Genomic DNA, 16,546 nt, shown 5'->3' with positions numbered 1-16,546 from the left:
CTTTTATGAGAAACGAAAAAGACAATCGACAATAGCTTCAACTAAGCCACATACGATTGCCTCTATACATCGTCTCATTCGAACAATGTATTACCTCATTACGCATAACAAACTTTACGATTACTCTTTAACCCAAAATCGATAAGGCTGTCTATGCCGTATTATTGTAACACCTTGTTTCAAAAAATACCAGATGAGGTGTTTTTTTAGCATGCCCATTTATGGATAAAAAAGGGTTAAAAATAAGACAGTAACCTCAGAATAGCTACTGTCTTATCTCTTTTTTTACTTAAAGCCTTGATAGACTTGACAAATGGTAGAAAAGAGTCATAAAAAAGAATCAGCCAACATCTCTCAATAGCGAGAAATACCCAACTGATTCTTGAGTCTAAATATCTAGAAGAACTTTAATACTATTAGTCTTTTTTCTTAATGTACTGAGCCACTGGATAGTCCGCACTATCCAAGCTACCAGGTCGATTCATGGCCAAATCAACCAGATTTTTTCCAATCAGTGGCCCTGTCGTGAGCCCTGAAGATCCTAAACCAGAAGCAACAAGGACACTCTCAAGCTCTGGAACTTCTCCAAAGAAAGGAGAGAAATCACTCGTGTAGGCTCTCGTTCCCACACGTTCTGAGAAGGACTTAGCCGTACTTAAATCGGGGAAATAGGTCTTAGCCTCTTCCTCCAGACTTGCAAGTACAGTCTCATCAACTGTCAAATCAAAGCCTTGGTCATTTTCGTGGCTGGCTCCTACCGAAATCTTTCCACCAGCAAAGGGGATGACATCTAGTTCGCCCTCTGGCATCAAAACAGGCAACTTACCAGTATCTACCCCCTCAAAGAAATAGTCACGTAATTGACCTTTTTGGGGGCGAACATCTACTTCAAAACCAAGGGGTTCAAGCGTTTGACCTAGCCAGGCACCACAAGCGAGAATGACCTTATCAAAAGTTTGAGCATTAATCTCGTAAGTGCCATTGTCAAGAGGAGAGAGTGTAACTGGTCCCTCCACCTTTTCAAAACCAGAGGCCTCAATCAAGGTAGCTGTCAACTCTGCTCCTTCCACTCTGGCTCCTCCAGAAGCATAGAGATAATGGTCAAATCCAGTGAATTCAGGGAGATCCTCAGCATTTTTTATAGAGAGTTCACCAATAATGGGTGATTCTTCTAGTCTCGTTTTTGCATGCTGGTACAAAGCGTCCAATTTACTATCGTCTTTCTTGAGAAGGGCTACACCAGACTGATTATAGAAGTTCGTGTCATAACCATCCTTTTCAAGATCTGAAACTAAATCTTGGTAAAAATCTGCTCCCAAACGGGCCATGCGATACCAGGCCTTATTACGGCGCTTGGAAAACCAGGGGCTGATAATACCAGCTGCTGCCTTGGTTGCTTGTCCAAGACCATGATCAAATACTGTAACTTCTACGCCTTTTTCTTTTGATAAGTAGTAGGCAGCCGTTGAACCGACGATACCTGCACCAACGATTGCAATTTTCATTTTTTACTCCATCTATTTGAAAAGAGCTGAGTCCTATATCAATAGGCACAGCTTTTTATTATTCTTTTACCCCAAGGCCACGTCCATGACCATCATGACGACAAAGCCAACCATAAGGCCCAAGGTTGCTACGTCAGTATTACCATTGGTTTGTGATTCAGGAATCAATTCCTCCGTTACCACAAAAATCATGGCACCAGCCGCAAAGGCCAAAGCATAAGGAATGATTGCCATCATCCACATGACAAGGGCAGCTCCCATAACAGCCCCTATAGGCTCCACGATGGCTGACATAGATCCCCAATAAAAGGCCTTGATACGAGATTTTCCATCTGCTCGAATAGGAACTGAGAGGGCTGCACCTTCAGGGACATTCTGCAAACCAATACCTATAGCTAGACCAATGGCTCCCATAAGACCCGCGAATGTCATATTGCCACCAGCCAAGGCTCCGAAAGTCACACCGACTGCTAATCCCTCTGGAAAATTATGAATGGTGATAGCCAAAAAGAGCAGGGCTGTCTTGGACAACTTTTTCTTACGAGGTTGAATACCTTCTGCTTTAGAGATGTCATTCCCCAAATGCAAATGGGGAACGACGGCATCAATCAAACGAAGGGCAACACCGCCAAGCAAGAAACCAGATGCCGCAGGGAACCATGACCACTTCCCATAGCCATTTTGAGTCGCATAAGTTAAAGAGGGGTCCAAAAGCGACCAAAAAGAGGCCGCAATCATGACACCTGCCGCAAAGCCCATCATGATATCTAGCAATTTACGGCTAATATTCTTGAAGAAGAAAACAATGGCCGATCCGACAATGGTACAGCCCCAAGTAAAAAGACCAGCAAGCAAGGCCAAAAAGACCACATTTTGATGTAAAAGCCAAGTCACAGACACATCCTCCTACAAATGGTCAAAAGGATTGGTTGAGGACTGACTTTCAAGTATCGTCACATTCCAATCATGCTCAAGTTTCCAAGCCTCAAGTTTCTCAGCAATCTTTGAGATAAAAAGGGATTCGATATGGTGACCGGGATCAATTGCCAAGAGACCATTAGTAATCATTTCCTGTCCTGTATGGTAGTAAACATCACCAGTGATGAAGACTTGTGCGCCCTTTTTCAAAGCATCCTGGTAAAATCCTTGACCGCTACCCCCACAAATAGCCACACGGCTAACTAGAGGATTGTCATGATTATAACGAACCAAGCGAACACTATCTAAGCCAAAAACAGACTTGACTTTAAGAGCAAGTTCTTCAATAGTCTGAGGCACGATATCACCTACTCGACCGATTCCATGATTTTCAGAAGTCTGCGTTAAATAAGTGGTGTCTTTAATGTCAAGTAAGTCACAGAACCAATCATTCAGCCCATCATTAACGACATCAATATTAGTATGACTCACATAGACAGCAATATCATGCTTAACCAGGTCAAGTAAAATATCTCGGTCAGGCGAAGACACCAAATCCTTAACTGGACGAAAAATTGGAGCATGTTTAGCAATAATGAGGTCCACATTTTTTTCAATGGCTTCGGCTACCGTATTCTCACGAACATCCAAGGTGACCATAACCCTCTGAATCTCCTTATCCAGACTGCCAATCTGCAAGCCAACCACATCACCTTCCATAGAAAGCTCCTGTGGACAAAATTCTTCATAAGTCTTAATAAGTTCACTAGCTAACATGATTCAAAACCTCCTTAATGGTTTGAATTTTATCTTCAATAGCTGTACGATCAGCCTGATTGGCCAGTGGAATAGATCCTAAAGCAATCTCTAATTTATTGATTTCGCGTTGCCATTTGAGCTGGAAAACCTGAGATTGGTCTTTCATGAGATGAGGACCAAAACGCACTTCCTTGTCCGAAAGGCTCATGTGTCCAGCTTCTGCCACCATGATTTCGTAGTATTTGCCATTTTCAGTCATGATAGACTCTGCAATAATCTCAAAACCATTTTCCATCAACCAGATACGGAGATCATCTTCACGATTATTTGGTTGTAAAATCAGACGGTCTACGCCCTTAAGTTTGTCCTTTCCAGCATCAAGGATATCCGCAATAAGACGTCCTCCCATACCACAAATCGTGATAGTGGTTACGTCATCAGTAGGCTCAAAGGCAGCCAAGCCATTAGCCAAGCGCACGTCGATTTTATCTTGGAAACCAGAAGCTGAGACATTAGCAAGAGCAGATTCATAGGGCCCTTTTACAACTTCACCAGCAATAGCTGAAGTAATCAGGCCTTTTTCAAGTAAATAAATCGGAAGATAGGCATGATCACTGCCTACATCCAAGAGTTTTGCGCCTTTGGGAACATAGATTGCTACGTCCTTGAGGCGTTGAGATAATTGTACGTACATATTTCATCTTTCTATTTTTTTAAGTCTCTTCAATTATATCAAAAAAGGAGGTTGGTAAGAAATGCTTTTAACACATTTCCTAACAACTTCCTTTTTGCTTATACTTTCTCGCCTGTAAAGACGAAGAATTTAGAAATAATATAGTTCAATACAATGATAAGGACCTGAGAGAAGAGGCTCTCGATACCGTTTACCCAAGCATGACTATGACCAACAAATTGACCAATAATTTCTGGATAGGTATCGACCAAGAAATAGGCCAGAGCCAAATCCAAGACCAAGGTCAATAGGCGAGCACCCACGAACTTAACAAAGCGCGTAACCATACCTGTCTTTTCCTGATTAAAGACAAACATGTCATTTGTAAAAAAGGCAAAGATAATGGCAATCGCATTCGCTAAGACTGCTGAAAGTGTTCCTTGTTGGGCAAACTGGAAAATCAAAGTACGACTGACCATATAGACCAAAGTTGCCAAGACACCAAAGAAAAGGTACTTGAAAACTTCGGTGGCCATGAAGGCTCTGAGCTTAGCTATCATACTTAGTCCAATCCAATTTCTGCACGAACAACATCAGCAATCGTATCAACGTAGTAATTCACTTCATCATCTGTTGGGGCTTCTGCCATAACGCGAAGAAGAGGTTCAGTACCACTTGGACGAACCAAGATACGTCCATTTCCAGCCATCTCAGCTTCCATTTTTTCAATGATAGCTGCAATTGCAGGAACTTCCATAGCCTTATCTTTCATGCTATTTTCCACACGGATATTAACCAATTTTTGTGGATAGATAGTCACTTCTGAAGCCAATTCAGACAAGCTCTTACCTGTTTCAACCATGACTTTAGTCAATTGGATAGCTGTCAATTGACCATCACCAGTTGTGTTGTAATCCATGATAATAACGTGTCCAGACTGTTCACCACCAAGGTTGTAGCCGTTTTTACGCATTTCTTCGACAACATAACGGTCACCAACAGCAGTCACTGCCTTGTTAATGCCTTCACGGTCAAGTGCCTTGTGGAAACCAAGGTTTGACATAACTGTTGTTACAATAGTATTTTTAGCCAACTCGCCTTTTTGAGACAAATGTTTACCAATGATATACATCACCTTATCACCATCAACAATATCGCCATTTTCATCAACAGCGATGAGACGGTCACTGTCACCATCAAAGGCAAGACCAATAGCTGAGCCAGTTTCTTTAACCAAGGCTTGCAACTGCTCTGGGTGTGTCGAACCAACACCAGCATTGATGTTAAGGCCATCAGGTTGATCACCAATAACAGAGATTTCTGCGTTCAAGTCAAGGAAAATGTTACGTGCAGATACCGCAGCTGCTCCATTAGCCGCATCCAAGGCAACTTTCATGCCACCGAGGTCAACACCTGTAGCCACCAAGAATTTTTCGTATTTACGAAGACCCTCTGGATAATCTACAAGTGTTCCAAGTCCTTCAGCCGAAGGGCGTGGAAGCGTATCTTCCGTAGCATCGAGAAGGGCTTCAATTTCCGCTTCACGCGCATCATCCAATTTAAAACCATCGCCACCAAAGAACTTGATACCATTATCAAGAGCTGGATTATGGCTGGCTGAAATCATAACACCAGCGCTTGCATTTTCTGTACGGACCAAGTATGAGACGCCAGGTGTCGCAAGTACTCCAAGTTTGTAGACTTCAATACCCACTGAGAGCAAACCTGCTACTAAGGCAGATTCCAACATCTCACCAGAGATACGTGTATCACGTGCCACAAAAACTTTAGGACGGCCAGTCTCATGTTGGCTAAGCACATAACCACCAAAACGACCTAATTTAAAGGCCAATTCAGGCGTAAGTTCAACGTTTGCTTCTCCACGAACACCATCTGTTCCAAAATATTTACCCATAATTTTATTATTAGTGCTTGAGCACTAAATCCTCCTTAAACTGTGATGCTGTTTAGCAAGAGTCAATCTAGTGAAATCTATCTAGACAATCTAACTTTATAAGATTTCGCCAATATTTTCAACCCTTGATTTTAAACATTTTTAATTGGTTACATTTTTATGAGATTAGTCCCTCTCAATCCCATCCATTATACATGAATTTAGGAAAAATGTAACTCCCCTATTTTTGCGTAACTTTTAAGTTAACCTTAACAGTGCCAGGCTGAACCGTAACACCTTCTGCCTTAAGGTCTATTGTTTTTGAAGTGTCCTTAGTCACTTGGCTAATGTCCACAGGGACTGTAATGCTATCAATCTTATCCATAGCTTCTTGGCTACCAACAATAGTCACATGTCCACGATTAAAGCTATAGCTGATACTAGACACATTGCTAGCCTTATCTCCAGTCAGTTCGACCTTAACAGGAACAGATTTACTTAATTTTCGCAAACTAATCTTGGCATGCACCTTAGCTGGTGAGATTGAACTTGCTAGGACTGTTCCATTTGTCGAAACTGCTTGAAGGACCAAGTTCCCATCATAATCTTCAGACAGGTTGGAATCGCCTTCCAATACTGCTTGAACATGATCAATCTGGTTAATGATATCTTCACTCGACGTCACCTCTACCTTGGTTGCATCCAGGCTAACTTTTTTAACTTCATAGCCATTTGCTAACTTATCTGATGTGATGTTAGCTACGACGTCAAAGGTCTTGCTGGCTTTTTTACCAATAGTCGCCGTCAAGGTTGATGGCGATACTTGCGCAGACATCCCAGCTGGAAGATCCTTAACCTGAATAGGTACTCGACTGGTTCCTTGACCCAGATTCGACAAATCAGCAACTAATTTAAAGTGACGCGTATCACTACTTGTCTCAGTCGTTAAAGCCAGCTGTGTTGTCGCTGTCAAATAGACTTCGGCATCATAGGAATAACCACTGATAAAGTACTTATCACTATCATATTTAATATCCACAGGAACCGACTCAACGGTTTGTGTAAAGGTATTAGATGCACTTGAGCTATTGTTTTTATTTTGCGTATTTCCCGACCATGCCGTGAAAAAGAGTACCACAGCAAAGAAGAGAGCAACTAGCATCTGCCATAAACGATCATTTTTAAAGAAATTTACGAAACGCTTCATTTTTTGCTACCTCCAATCCAACGTTGGAAGAATGACTGACGTGGTTCTTGTTCTTTCAACAAGATAAGACTCAACTCTTGTTCAAATTCTTGAACCGAGAGATCATGGATGAAATCCCCCTTGTAAGCAATTGAAATCGCACCAGTTTCCTCAGACACAACAAAGGTCAGTGCATCTGTCTGTTCTGAAAGACCAATGGCAGCCCTATGTCTAGTCCCAAACTCTTTGGAAATCTTATTAGATTCCGTCAATGGCAGATAAGAACAAGCCGTCGCAACCTTGTTATCTCTGATGATAACAGCCCCATCATGAAGCGGTGTATTTGGGATGAAAATATTAATTAACAGTTCCCCAGTCACCACTGCATCAAGTGGAATACCAGTCGCAATCTGCTCTTGTAAGGTCTGAGTCTGTTCAATAGAAACCAGCGCCCCAATCTTACGAGGACTCATGTACTTAACAGCTTTAACGAAGGCTTGAACCAACTTCTCATCTGAGCTAAGCTCTTTATTTTGCAAAAAATGCTGAGGCGTACGTCCAAAGGTTTCAAGTGCAGAACGAAGCTCTGGCGCAAAGATTACAACCGCCGCAATGGCTCCATAGGTGATAACCTGATTCATCAAATAAGAAATCGTCGTGAAGCCTATAAAATCAGAAATCAGTTTGACTAAAATAAATAAGACAACCCCTTGAACAAGGGTCATAATTTTTGTCCCTCGTAGGGCCCTAATAAAGCGATAAATTAAAAAAGCAACAATCAATATGTCCAAACTATTGACGATAACTTTCAGCGGACTATCAAAGAGTGACCGCCAAAAATCAATATCAATGGACGAAAGTATTCCCATACATATCACACTTTCTTTTAATTTTTAAACAGTTTCTATTATACCACGAATTCTAACTATTTTGAGACTACAATCACTACTTTTTGTGATAAAATAAATTCATGACTATGAAAACTACCATGGGAATTCTGGCGGGAAAAGCTAGCCATTTCGTCCTTTCAAAATTGGGACGTGGCTCAACCCTGCCTGGAAAAATCGCCCTTAAATTTGACAAAGATATTTTAGACACTTTAGCCAAGGATTACGAGATTGTCGTTGTCACTGGAACCAATGGTAAGACTCTGACAACAGCTTTAACAGTAGGAATTCTTAAAGAAGCTTTTGGTGAGATTGTGACCAACCCTAGTGGAGCCAACATGATCACAGGAATCACTTCTACTTTCCTAACAGCAAAAAAAGCCAAGTCTGGTAAGAAAATCGCTGTCTTGGAAATTGACGAGGCTAGCCTTCCAAAAATCACTGAATACATCACTCCAAGTCTTTTTGTCTTCACAAATATTTTCCGTGACCAAATGGACCGCTATGGTGAAATCTATACCACTTATCAGATGATTTTAGATGGTGCTGCTAAGGCACCTGAGGCCACTATTTTGGCCAATGGAGACAGTCCTCTCTTTAATTCTAAAGAAGTGGTCAATCCTGTACGCTTCTATGGTTTTGACACTGAAAAACACGCTCCAGAGCTGGCGCATTATAATACCGAAGGAATTGTCTGCCCTAAATGTGAGAGCATTCTTCAGTATCGCCTCAATACTTATGCTAATCTGGGTGACTATGTATGCCTCAACTGTGACTTCCACCGTCCAGAATTAGACTATAAGCTAACAGAGTTGACTAAAATCACTAACACTACTTCTGAATTTGTCATTGATGGACAAGATTACAAGATTAATGTCGGTGGTCTTTATAACATCTACAATGCCCTTGCTGCCGTCTCTGTCGCTGAATTCTTCGGAGTAGCTCCAGAGCAAATCAAGGCTGGTTTTGATAAGAGTCGTGCTGTCTTTGGACGCCAAGAAACCTTTAAGATTGGTGACAAATCATGTACTCTCGTACTAATTAAGAATCCAGTAGGAGCCAGCCAAGCTCTCGATATGATTAAACTTGCAGATTATCCATTTAGCTTGTCAGTCCTTCTTAATGCCAACTATGCTGATGGTATTGACACCAGCTGGATTTGGGATGCCAACTTCGAAAGCATTCTCGAGATGGATATCCCTGAGATTAACGCTGGTGGTGTTCGCCATTCTGAAATTGCCCGCCGTCTTCGTGTAACCGGCTATCCAGAAGAAAAGATTACGCAAGCAGAAAAACTTGAAGATATTATGGCCTTGATTGAAAAACAAGATTGCGATCATGCCTATATCCTAGCGACCTATACTGCCATGCTTGAATTCCGTGATATTCTTGCCCAACGTCATGCTGTCGGAAAGGAGATGAACTAATGACTTATACTTCACTCAAATCTCCAGAAAATCGTGACTACACCTATGACCTAAATGTTGCCCACCTTTATGGTAATCTACTCAATACCTACGGTGACAACGGAAATGTCCTTATGATCAAATATGTGGGTGAAAAACTTAGTGCTAAGATGACCTTCGACATTGTTTCAGTTGGTGATGACTTCGACAAGGACCACTACGACATGGTCTTCTTTGGAGGTGGTCAAGACTACGAACAATCCATCGTTGCTAAAGACCTCCCAACTAAGCGTGAGGCTATTGGTCAATTCATCCAAGATAACAAAGTAATTCTTGCCATCTGTGGTGGTTTCCAACTTCTTGGTCAATATTACATCCAGGCTAACGGTGTCCGCATTGATGGTATCGGTGTTATGGGCCACTACACCCTCAATCAAGAAAATAATCGTTATATTGGTGACATCAAGATCCATAACGAAGAGTTCGATGAGACTTACTATGGCTTTGAGAATCACCAAGGGCGTACCTTCCTCTCTGATGATGAAAAACCACTTGGAAAAGTGGTCTACGGTAATGGTAATAACAAGGAAGACGGTTCTGAGGGTGTCCACTATAAAAATGTTTATGGTAGCTACTTCCATGGACCAATTCTTTCTCGTAACGCCAACCTGGCCTACCGTTTGGTCACTACTGCCCTTCGCAACAAATATGGCCAAGACATTAAATTGCCAAGTTACAATGACATTCTTTCAAGCGAAGTCGCTGAAGAATACGCAGATACTAAATCAAAAGCAGAATTTGAAAAATAATTCTATGACATAGCAAAATAGCGAAACCCTAAGGGTTTCGCTATTTTTTCATATCTATTTCCAAAGTCGTCTTTTCTTCAATCTGTCTTCAATTTTTCGATTATCAATCCTTAGAATGGCAATCATATCAAACAAGAGCCAAGTTCGTTTAGGATAAACAATGTATTTGGGAGACCAAATTGGAGAGAACTTCTCCTTATAACGTTGGAGCCCACTAAAAGAGTAAAAACGCTGCGCAAAGACATAGACCAAATTGGCAACCTTCTCTTCCAAAAAACTATCTTCTTCAGTACCCACATTTGCGAGTGGAGCCATTCCCATATCAAAGTACTGCTTTCCTTCTGCTTGGAAGTACTGGAAGAGTTTCACAAAGAGGTAATCCATGATGCCTTCAGGTGCCTTTTCAAAGTCATAACGCATAAGGTCAATCGTCGCCACCCGTTTGTTTTTGGTTGGCATGATGTTGGCAAAGGCTACAATTTCTCCCTCCTCACTCTCAACAATAGCAATCGGTGCTTGCTGCAGATAGGCTTCATCAAAGAAACCAAGGGAGAAGCCCTTCTCCTTACGACCGTTAAGCCAAATATCTGAGACAGCCTTCATTTCTTGCATCTGAGTCTCTGAAAATGGAGGGTCAAGTAACTTAAACTGGAAACCTGCTTTTTCAACACGATTGGTTGGCTTACGGAACTTCTTACCATGTTTACCATCAACAGAAAATGACGTCAAATCAACCATGGCATTTTCCCCAAATTTCATAAAATCAAAGCCATAATCATGAAGCATCAGGGTAATACTCTCATCTGCCTCATAAAACAAGGCTTGTAAATTCCAATCCGATAAGGTCTTCAAGAAAGATTCCCAAGCTACTCGGTAATAGTTTTCATTACCTATCGGATTTCCCATAACCACACACTTGTTACTGGTTTGTGCAAATTGGAAAACTACCTGGTCTTGTCCATCGACACGATACCAAAAGAGGCGTTTATCATGTAAATAAGCCAGGGCACTTTCTGATGCACCTCCATATTTCTCAAGGAGAGCTGTGAAGCGCTCATCATCCATGCTTTGACCAAAAGGCCTACGGGGTGCCAAAATTCTCAAGACTCCCCAAACAATAGTTGCAATGATAACTGATGCCAGTAAAATATCAAACCAAATATGAACAAAATGTCCAAGAACATCCCGGTTCTTAGGTGGCAACAAATGAGACCAAAAACCACTGCCACCCAGAACAAGAAGAACCAGAATAGTAAAGGCTAGGAAAAGAAAATCCTTGGTTTTGTCTTCCCAACTATAAACAAAGTAACGATGATACAACCTTTTTCTGATGATCAACATAAGCACCAAAGAGAGTAAAATTAGGAAAGACATGGCCCATGAAATACCATTGAGATTGACATAAATTAAGGCCAAGACAAAGGTTATCAAGGAGGCAACAAAAGCACCCTTAACCCGACGTCTAATGAGACGAGCCATGAAAATAAATAGGGTTCCAAATAGGATACTTGGGAATTGCCAAATCAACTGCTCCTGAATAGGATCAAAACGGCTAATAAAGTAGACATTAGCCAAGCGTTCAGGGATTAAGGCAGACAAAATCAAGAAAATCCCTAAAAAACGTAGCAAATATACGAGAAAACGGTGGAGACTTCCACCAAATACTCGTGAAGAAAGTTTGAAGTATTTCTCATTGATACGTCCTCCCATGTGTTTGAAAAAGAAGACAACACCAAGCAAGAAGGGAATAACGTAGTAGGTTAAACGAAAAAGCAAGAGCAGACTAACCGCAAGAGCATTGCTAACCCCCATAGAGGTCAGACCGGTAATCACAATCAAATCGAAACTACCAATCCCACCCGGAATCATAGAGAAGATACCAATAATAACCGCTAGGAAATAAAGTGGAACCAGATTATAAAGGGGAACATGTAAGCCCATTAAATAAGCCACACTGACAAAGCTCCCTAGGGCAGTTCCCCATTCAGCTGTCGAAGCTAAAAGAAGACTTAGCCTCGTTTTCAACGGTACTTGACCAAAATAGGCTAACTTTTCTCGACTAGAAACAAAGAAAATAAAAGGCAGATAAAGGAAAATACCCAATAAGAGTAACCAATACTTTCTTAAATCCGGACTTAGAGGAAAGAACCAAAAGACAGCGAATACCAAACCACTTAAAAGGGATAGGCCCGACATAAAGTAAGGCAATAAACGAGAAAGTGCCTTAACACCTGTCTTTTCCTGACCATCCTCAGAATAAAAGGAATATCGCAGACCCACATCGACCAAACCAGCAAAACCAGCCAAGTTATTAATAGTATTGACGGCCCAACTTGTTTCTAAGATATAGGATCTGGAATAATCCGTTTCCAGCTCCTTATTCAGTATGATGTCATACAAAAGCATGGGGGAGACAGCGACTAGTCCGATGACAGCCATCAAAACAAGATGCCAAATAGATAAACCGGCCAGAGCTGACTCCAGTGACTCTAAAGTGATGGTCCGTTTTAGGCGAACCAATTCTATGACGACAAGAACCGTAATCGAGATAAAAAAGATGGATTTAACGGCTGCTTTTAAAGGTTGAAGTCTCTCTAAAAGACGCTTCATGCCACCACCTCTTTTCGACTAATTCTCACAAGCTCACGAATCATTTGATTAAAGACCTTATATTTACGTTGAGCTAGACGATGCCCTTCTCGACGTTGGACATAGAGCTTATGAATCGGAAAGAGTTCTGAAATCTCTCTAGAATGCCTAATACTGATAACATCCCTTTGCCCCATAACTACCCAAACAGGATAGGCAGCCTGATGTAGACGTTCCCTATCTAGTGGCAAGTCATGAAGCATCAGACCCGTTACCTGAGCCATGATATCCATTTTAGATGAAAATGGTGACAAGGCTTTTAAGCAAAGATATTGTATATAGACCGCGAATCTTGAGCGTCTCGTCAACCCATTAAAGGTCATATTTCCCGCATTAAGCAAGAGCCCTGCAATCCGGTCAGGATAACGACTAGCATAAACCATAGCCAAATTAGCACCGTCACTATGACCGACAAATAAGGCCTTCTTGATATTCAAATATTGCAAAATTTCCTCCAAATCGGCAGCCATCTGTTCAAAGGTCATCTTAACACTCTGACGACTGGACCTGCCGTGATTACGACTATCAATGAAAATTAAACGATAGTCTCGATACAGAATTCCTTGCTTACCAAAGTAATTCCCTGACAAATTATTGCCATGCAAAAAAACAATTGGAAAGCCTTTACCGAGATCACGATAATAGATGATTTGACCATCTTTCACTTTGAATTCCATAATATTACCTACCTTTTCACTAACGCATTCTTATACGATAATTAGTCTTATAAGGTATTAGGGCTGATGAGTTGGACTTATCACATTCCAAAACCATCTAACCCCCTTCACTCCATTATAACACTTCCACTAGGGAAGAGTCAGAATATTTGTGCATTTTCTGCAAAAAGAAAAAGCCTTTTCAGGCTTCTCCTCTTATTGTTCGAAAGTTTGTTGAGCGATGAGCTTATTATAGTTTTCTTCATCTTCTTGGTTATCACGGACAACTTTAGATACTGTAAATGAAGATGAAATCAAACCAACACATCCCATGAGGTAGTAACCCTTAACCATCAAAGGCTCTTTAAGGGTATAAAGGCCTACCAACATCAAGATTACGAAGAAGGCAAATGATCCCCATGCCATCATGTTGAAAGATGTTGTGTTACGATACACTTTTTTCTTTACTTTGTTCATAAAGTTAGTCTCCTTTTATATACTAAAACTATTATACCAACAATGTAAGCCTTTCACAACTCAAAACATGAAAAGGTTCTCATCATCCCTTAACTTTCCAATTGTTCTGATAGGTCACTCCACTCTTCCATCAGAGCCTCTTGAGAAACTGATAAGTCATCCAGCTCTTTCTGTAAGTCAGACAATTCTGCCACGTCATTTGTTTCAAGCATGGCAGCAGAGATTTCCTCCAATCGTTCTTCAATCGTCTCTAGCTCATTTTCAATTTGCTCAATGCGTCGGCTTAATTTACGCATCTCTTTTTGATTGGCTTTTTGAGCTTGATAATCAGTAGCACCCGCTGAAGCGACTTGGACTTCCTCTGATACTTGATTTTCCTCTGCTTCAAGACGTGCTAACTCTTCAAGCTCCGCCTTCTTCTCAAGGTAGTAATCGTAATCTCCAAGATAAATGGTTGCCCCATCCTCAGAAATTTCCATCACTTTGGTTGCCACACGGTTGATAAAGTAACGGTCATGGCTGACAAAGAGAAGCGTTCCATCAAAGTCAATGAGGGCATTTTCCAAGACTTCCTTACTATCAATGTCCAAGTGGTTGGTCGGCTCATCTAGGATGAGGAAGTTGTTGTTTTCCATTGATAATTTAGCTAGGAGCAGACGAGCTTTCTCACCACCAGAAAGCATGGAAACAGACTTTTTGACATCATCACCTGAGAAGAGAAAGGCCCCCAGACGATTACGAATCTCAACTTCAGGAGTCGTCGCAAAATCATTCCACAACTCATCAAGTACAGTATTTGATGGTGTCAAGGCTGATTGGGTTTGGTCATAATAGCCCACTTCAACATTAGCACCATAGGTTGACGTTCCCTTGATAAAAGGCAATTTACCCACTACCGACTTGATAAAGGTTGTTTTCCCGATACCATTTGGACCAACGATGGCAATGGCATCCATCTTCTTAACATCCAGGGAAATAGGCTCTGAGAGAATCTCATCGTCATAACCAATAGCAGCATCTCTAACTGTCAAGACCACATTCCCAGAGACCTTATCCGCATGAAAAGTCATATTAGCTGACTTCTGGCCTTCTGTTGGCTTATCCAGACGTTCCATTTTCTCTAGCTGTTTACGACGGGCTTGAGCACGCTTAGTTGTAGAAGCACGGACAATATTACGATTAACAAAGTCCTCCAACTTAGCAATTTCCTTTTGTTGTTTTTCGAAGTTCTTTGCTTCAGTGGCCAACTTTTCAGCCTTAAGGTCCATAAATTTTGAATAGTTTCCGACATAACGATCTAAACTATGTTTGGTCAAATCTAGGGTTACAGTCGCCACCTTATCCAAAAAATAACGGTCGTGACTGACAATGATTAGAGCTCCCTGATAATTGACCAGGTAATTCTCCAACCAGGCAATGGTTTCGATATCCAAGTGGTTAGTCGGTTCATCCAGCACCAAGAGTTCAGGCTTCTCAAGCAGCATTTTCGCCAAAGCTAAGCGCGTGTTTTGCCCTCCAGAAAGATCTGAAATAGGCATTTCCCACATGCTTTCATCAAACTTAAAACCATTGAGAATGGCTCTGATATCAGATTCATAGGTAAAACCACCTCGCTGTCTGAAATCCTCAGAAAGGCGATCGTAGTCAGTCATTAACTTGTCCAAGTCTGACCCAGTTAACTCAGCCATCTTCATTTCCATGTCACGAAGGCGTTTTTCGTCTGCACGAAGACCTGCAAAAACATTTAACATTTCCGCATAGATGGTATTGCTAGACTCAAAGCGACTATCCTGAGCTAAGTAAGACAAATTCAAATCACGTTTTGTGTTGATTTCACCACTTGTCGGCGCTTCCTCTCCAACCAAAATTTTCAATAGGGTTGATTTCCCAGCACCGTTACGTCCAACAAGGGCAATACGATCGCGTTCATCTACCTGAATATTAATATTATCAAAGAGCACATCCCCTGAGAAAGAGCGCTCAATCTTGTTTCCTTGTAAAATAATCATAACGTTTCAATTATACCAAAAAAGCCAAGCTCCTGCTTAGGCTTTCTGACTTTCTTTCAAAATGCTTGCTACCTTAGTATTAATCAAATCGATAGCAACAGTATTTGTGACACCTTCAGGAATCACCACATCTGCGTAGCGTTTCGTAGGTTCGATAAACTGGTGGTACATAGGTTTAACCACACTGATATATTGCTCAATGATACTATCCAAGCTACGGCCACGCTCTTCCATATCACGCTTGATACGACGGATAATACGAATGTCATCATCAGTATCTACAAAAAGCTTGATATCCATCAAATCACGCAAGCGTTTATCCTCAAGTACCAAAATTCCTTCAACAATGAAGACGTCCTGTGGTTCCTGACGATAAGTCTTTTCACTACGAGTATGTTGGGTGTAGTCATAAATCGGAATATCCACTGGACGCCCAGAAATCAGCTCATTGATGTGTTCAATCATAAGATCTGTATCGAAGGCAAAGGGATGGTCGTAGTTAGTTGATACACGCTCTTCAAAAGTCAAATGTGACTGATCCTTATAATAAGAATCATGCTCAATCATAGCAATTTTCTCATCTGGAAAATTTGATAGAATGGCACGAGAAACACTGGTCTTACCTCCACCAGAGCCACCCGTAACCCCAATAATAATCGGTTTTTTAGGCATGGTTAATTCCTATCTAATATAGTCTTTCTTATTTATTCTACACTAA

At 41.2% G+C, this 16,546-nt stretch carries 15 protein-coding genes and 1 pseudogene; 3 read left to right on the top strand and 13 right to left on the bottom strand.

Annotated features, from left to right (window positions below; translation table 11 throughout):
- Window positions 1-145 (top strand): annotated as a pseudogene (locus tag ACYVQ1_RS02240) (IS110 family transposase); the annotation flags it as partial.
- Between the two features lie 271 nt (window positions 146-416).
- Here the strand turns inward: ACYVQ1_RS02240 and ACYVQ1_RS02235 are convergent.
- The 8 genes from ACYVQ1_RS02235 to cdaA all read right to left on the bottom strand — a co-directional run bounded on the left by ACYVQ1_RS02235 (window position 417) and on the right by cdaA (window position 7,804).
- A complete protein-coding gene (locus ACYVQ1_RS02235) occupies window positions 417-1,505 on the bottom strand; it encodes an NAD(P)/FAD-dependent oxidoreductase (RefSeq protein ID WP_461249675.1) in 1,089 nt (362 codons plus the stop codon).
- Between the two features lie 66 nt (window positions 1,506-1,571).
- On the bottom strand, window positions 1,572-2,399 hold the full coding sequence (locus ACYVQ1_RS02230) for a ZIP family metal transporter (protein WP_368386713.1): 828 nt from the start codon (window positions 2,397-2,399) through the stop codon (window positions 1,572-1,574).
- A gap of 12 nt (window positions 2,400-2,411) precedes the next feature.
- Window positions 2,412-3,200 carry a Nif3-like dinuclear metal center hexameric protein gene (locus tag ACYVQ1_RS02225; RefSeq protein WP_461249674.1) on the bottom strand — a complete coding sequence of 263 codons (789 nt, stop codon included), beginning with the start codon at window positions 3,198-3,200 and terminating at the stop codon, window positions 2,412-2,414.
- A complete protein-coding gene (locus tag ACYVQ1_RS02220) occupies window positions 3,190-3,876 on the bottom strand; it encodes a tRNA (adenine(22)-N(1))-methyltransferase (RefSeq protein ID WP_461249673.1) in 687 nt (228 codons plus the stop codon). The genes ACYVQ1_RS02225 and ACYVQ1_RS02220 overlap by 11 nt, the downstream gene beginning before the upstream one ends.
- A gap of 98 nt (window positions 3,877-3,974) precedes the next feature.
- The gene (locus ACYVQ1_RS02215; RefSeq protein WP_461249672.1) at window positions 3,975-4,415 is read right to left on the bottom strand and encodes a GtrA family protein; all 441 of its coding nucleotides are present in this window, start codon (window positions 4,413-4,415) and stop codon (window positions 3,975-3,977) included.
- 2 nt (window positions 4,416-4,417) lie between these two features.
- Window positions 4,418-5,770 carry a phosphoglucosamine mutase gene (glmM, locus tag ACYVQ1_RS02210; protein WP_014634273.1) on the bottom strand — a complete coding sequence of 451 codons (1,353 nt, stop codon included), beginning with the start codon at window positions 5,768-5,770 and terminating at the stop codon, window positions 4,418-4,420.
- Between the two features lie 220 nt (window positions 5,771-5,990).
- Window positions 5,991-6,956 (bottom strand): CdaR family protein, encoded by a 966-nt coding sequence (locus ACYVQ1_RS02205; protein WP_002890696.1) that lies wholly within the window; start codon window positions 6,954-6,956, stop codon window positions 5,991-5,993.
- A complete protein-coding gene (gene cdaA, locus ACYVQ1_RS02200) occupies window positions 6,953-7,804 on the bottom strand; it encodes a diadenylate cyclase CdaA (RefSeq protein ID WP_461249671.1) in 852 nt (283 codons plus the stop codon). The genes ACYVQ1_RS02205 and cdaA overlap by 4 nt, the downstream gene beginning before the upstream one ends.
- 101 nt (window positions 7,805-7,905) lie before the next feature.
- On the opposite strand from cdaA, the gene murT reads away from it, so the two are divergent.
- Window positions 7,906-9,249 carry a lipid II isoglutaminyl synthase subunit MurT gene (gene murT, locus ACYVQ1_RS02195; protein WP_037600975.1) on the top strand — a complete coding sequence of 448 codons (1,344 nt, stop codon included), beginning with the start codon at window positions 7,906-7,908 and terminating at the stop codon, window positions 9,247-9,249.
- The gene (gatD, locus tag ACYVQ1_RS02190; RefSeq protein ID WP_461249670.1) at window positions 9,249-10,037 is read left to right on the top strand and encodes a lipid II isoglutaminyl synthase subunit GatD; all 789 of its coding nucleotides are present in this window, start codon (window positions 9,249-9,251) and stop codon (window positions 10,035-10,037) included. Before murT ends, gatD begins: the two co-directional genes overlap by 1 nt.
- Window positions 10,038-10,091: 54 nt before the next feature.
- Here gatD and mprF read toward each other — a convergent pair whose 3' ends face one another.
- From mprF to udk, 5 genes are all read right to left on the bottom strand, one after another.
- Window positions 10,092-12,647: a bifunctional lysylphosphatidylglycerol flippase/synthetase MprF gene (gene mprF, locus ACYVQ1_RS02185; protein WP_461249669.1), complete on the bottom strand. Its 2,556-nt coding sequence runs from the start codon at window positions 12,645-12,647 to the stop codon at window positions 10,092-10,094.
- Window positions 12,644-13,363: an alpha/beta fold hydrolase gene (locus tag ACYVQ1_RS02180; RefSeq protein WP_022495803.1), complete on the bottom strand. Its 720-nt coding sequence runs from the start codon at window positions 13,361-13,363 to the stop codon at window positions 12,644-12,646. The genes mprF and ACYVQ1_RS02180 overlap by 4 nt, the downstream gene beginning before the upstream one ends.
- Before the next feature lie 195 nt (window positions 13,364-13,558).
- Complete coding sequence (locus tag ACYVQ1_RS02175) at window positions 13,559-13,819, bottom strand: YiaA/YiaB family inner membrane protein (protein WP_002883990.1); 261 nt, start codon at window positions 13,817-13,819, stop codon at window positions 13,559-13,561.
- Window positions 13,820-13,908: 89 nt separating this feature from the next.
- Window positions 13,909-15,828 carry an ABC-F family ATP-binding cassette domain-containing protein gene (locus ACYVQ1_RS02170; RefSeq protein ID WP_461249668.1) on the bottom strand — a complete coding sequence of 640 codons (1,920 nt, stop codon included), beginning with the start codon at window positions 15,826-15,828 and terminating at the stop codon, window positions 13,909-13,911.
- A 36-nt stretch (window positions 15,829-15,864) separates the two neighbouring features.
- The gene (gene udk / locus ACYVQ1_RS02165) at window positions 15,865-16,500 is read right to left on the bottom strand and encodes a uridine kinase (RefSeq protein WP_461249667.1); all 636 of its coding nucleotides are present in this window, start codon (window positions 16,498-16,500) and stop codon (window positions 15,865-15,867) included.
- Window positions 16,501-16,546 lie beyond the last annotated feature (46 nt).

It is taken from the genome of Streptococcus parasalivarius, assembly GCF_054785155.1.
Note: the sequence above shows the minus strand (reverse complement) of the source record. Positions and strands in the feature narration are given on the sequence as shown.

What these genes read in the sequence shown, in the direction of transcription:
- ACYVQ1_RS02235 (WP_461249675.1), bottom strand. Translation starts at nt 1,505, where the DNA reads ATGAAAATTGCAATCGTTGGTGCAGGTATCGTCGGTTCAACGGCTGCC.
- cdaA (WP_461249671.1), bottom strand. Translation starts at nt 7,804, where the DNA reads ATGGGAATACTTTCGTCCATTGATATTGATTTTTGGCGGTCACTCTTT.
- ACYVQ1_RS02205 (WP_002890696.1), bottom strand. Translation starts at nt 6,956, where the DNA reads ATGAAGCGTTTCGTAAATTTCTTTAAAAATGATCGTTTATGGCAGATG.
- ACYVQ1_RS02220 (WP_461249673.1), bottom strand. Translation starts at nt 3,876, where the DNA reads ATGTACGTACAATTATCTCAACGCCTCAAGGACGTAGCAATCTATGTT.
- gatD (WP_461249670.1), top strand. Translation starts at nt 9,249, where the DNA reads ATGACTTATACTTCACTCAAATCTCCAGAAAATCGTGACTACACCTAT.
- ACYVQ1_RS02175 (WP_002883990.1), bottom strand. Translation starts at nt 13,819, where the DNA reads ATGAACAAAGTAAAGAAAAAAGTGTATCGTAACACAACATCTTTCAAC.
- murT (WP_037600975.1), top strand. Translation starts at nt 7,906, where the DNA reads ATGACTATGAAAACTACCATGGGAATTCTGGCGGGAAAAGCTAGCCAT.
- ACYVQ1_RS02180 (WP_022495803.1), bottom strand. Translation starts at nt 13,363, where the DNA reads ATGGAATTCAAAGTGAAAGATGGTCAAATCATCTATTATCGTGATCTC.
- mprF (WP_461249669.1), bottom strand. Translation starts at nt 12,647, where the DNA reads ATGAAGCGTCTTTTAGAGAGACTTCAACCTTTAAAAGCAGCCGTTAAA.
- udk (WP_461249667.1), bottom strand. Translation starts at nt 16,500, where the DNA reads ATGCCTAAAAAACCGATTATTATTGGGGTTACGGGTGGCTCTGGTGGA.
- ACYVQ1_RS02170 (WP_461249668.1), bottom strand. Translation starts at nt 15,828, where the DNA reads ATGATTATTTTACAAGGAAACAAGATTGAGCGCTCTTTCTCAGGGGAT.
- glmM (WP_014634273.1), bottom strand. Translation starts at nt 5,770, where the DNA reads ATGGGTAAATATTTTGGAACAGATGGTGTTCGTGGAGAAGCAAACGTT.
- ACYVQ1_RS02225 (WP_461249674.1), bottom strand. Translation starts at nt 3,200, where the DNA reads ATGTTAGCTAGTGAACTTATTAAGACTTATGAAGAATTTTGTCCACAG.
- ACYVQ1_RS02215 (WP_461249672.1), bottom strand. Translation starts at nt 4,415, where the DNA reads ATGATAGCTAAGCTCAGAGCCTTCATGGCCACCGAAGTTTTCAAGTAC.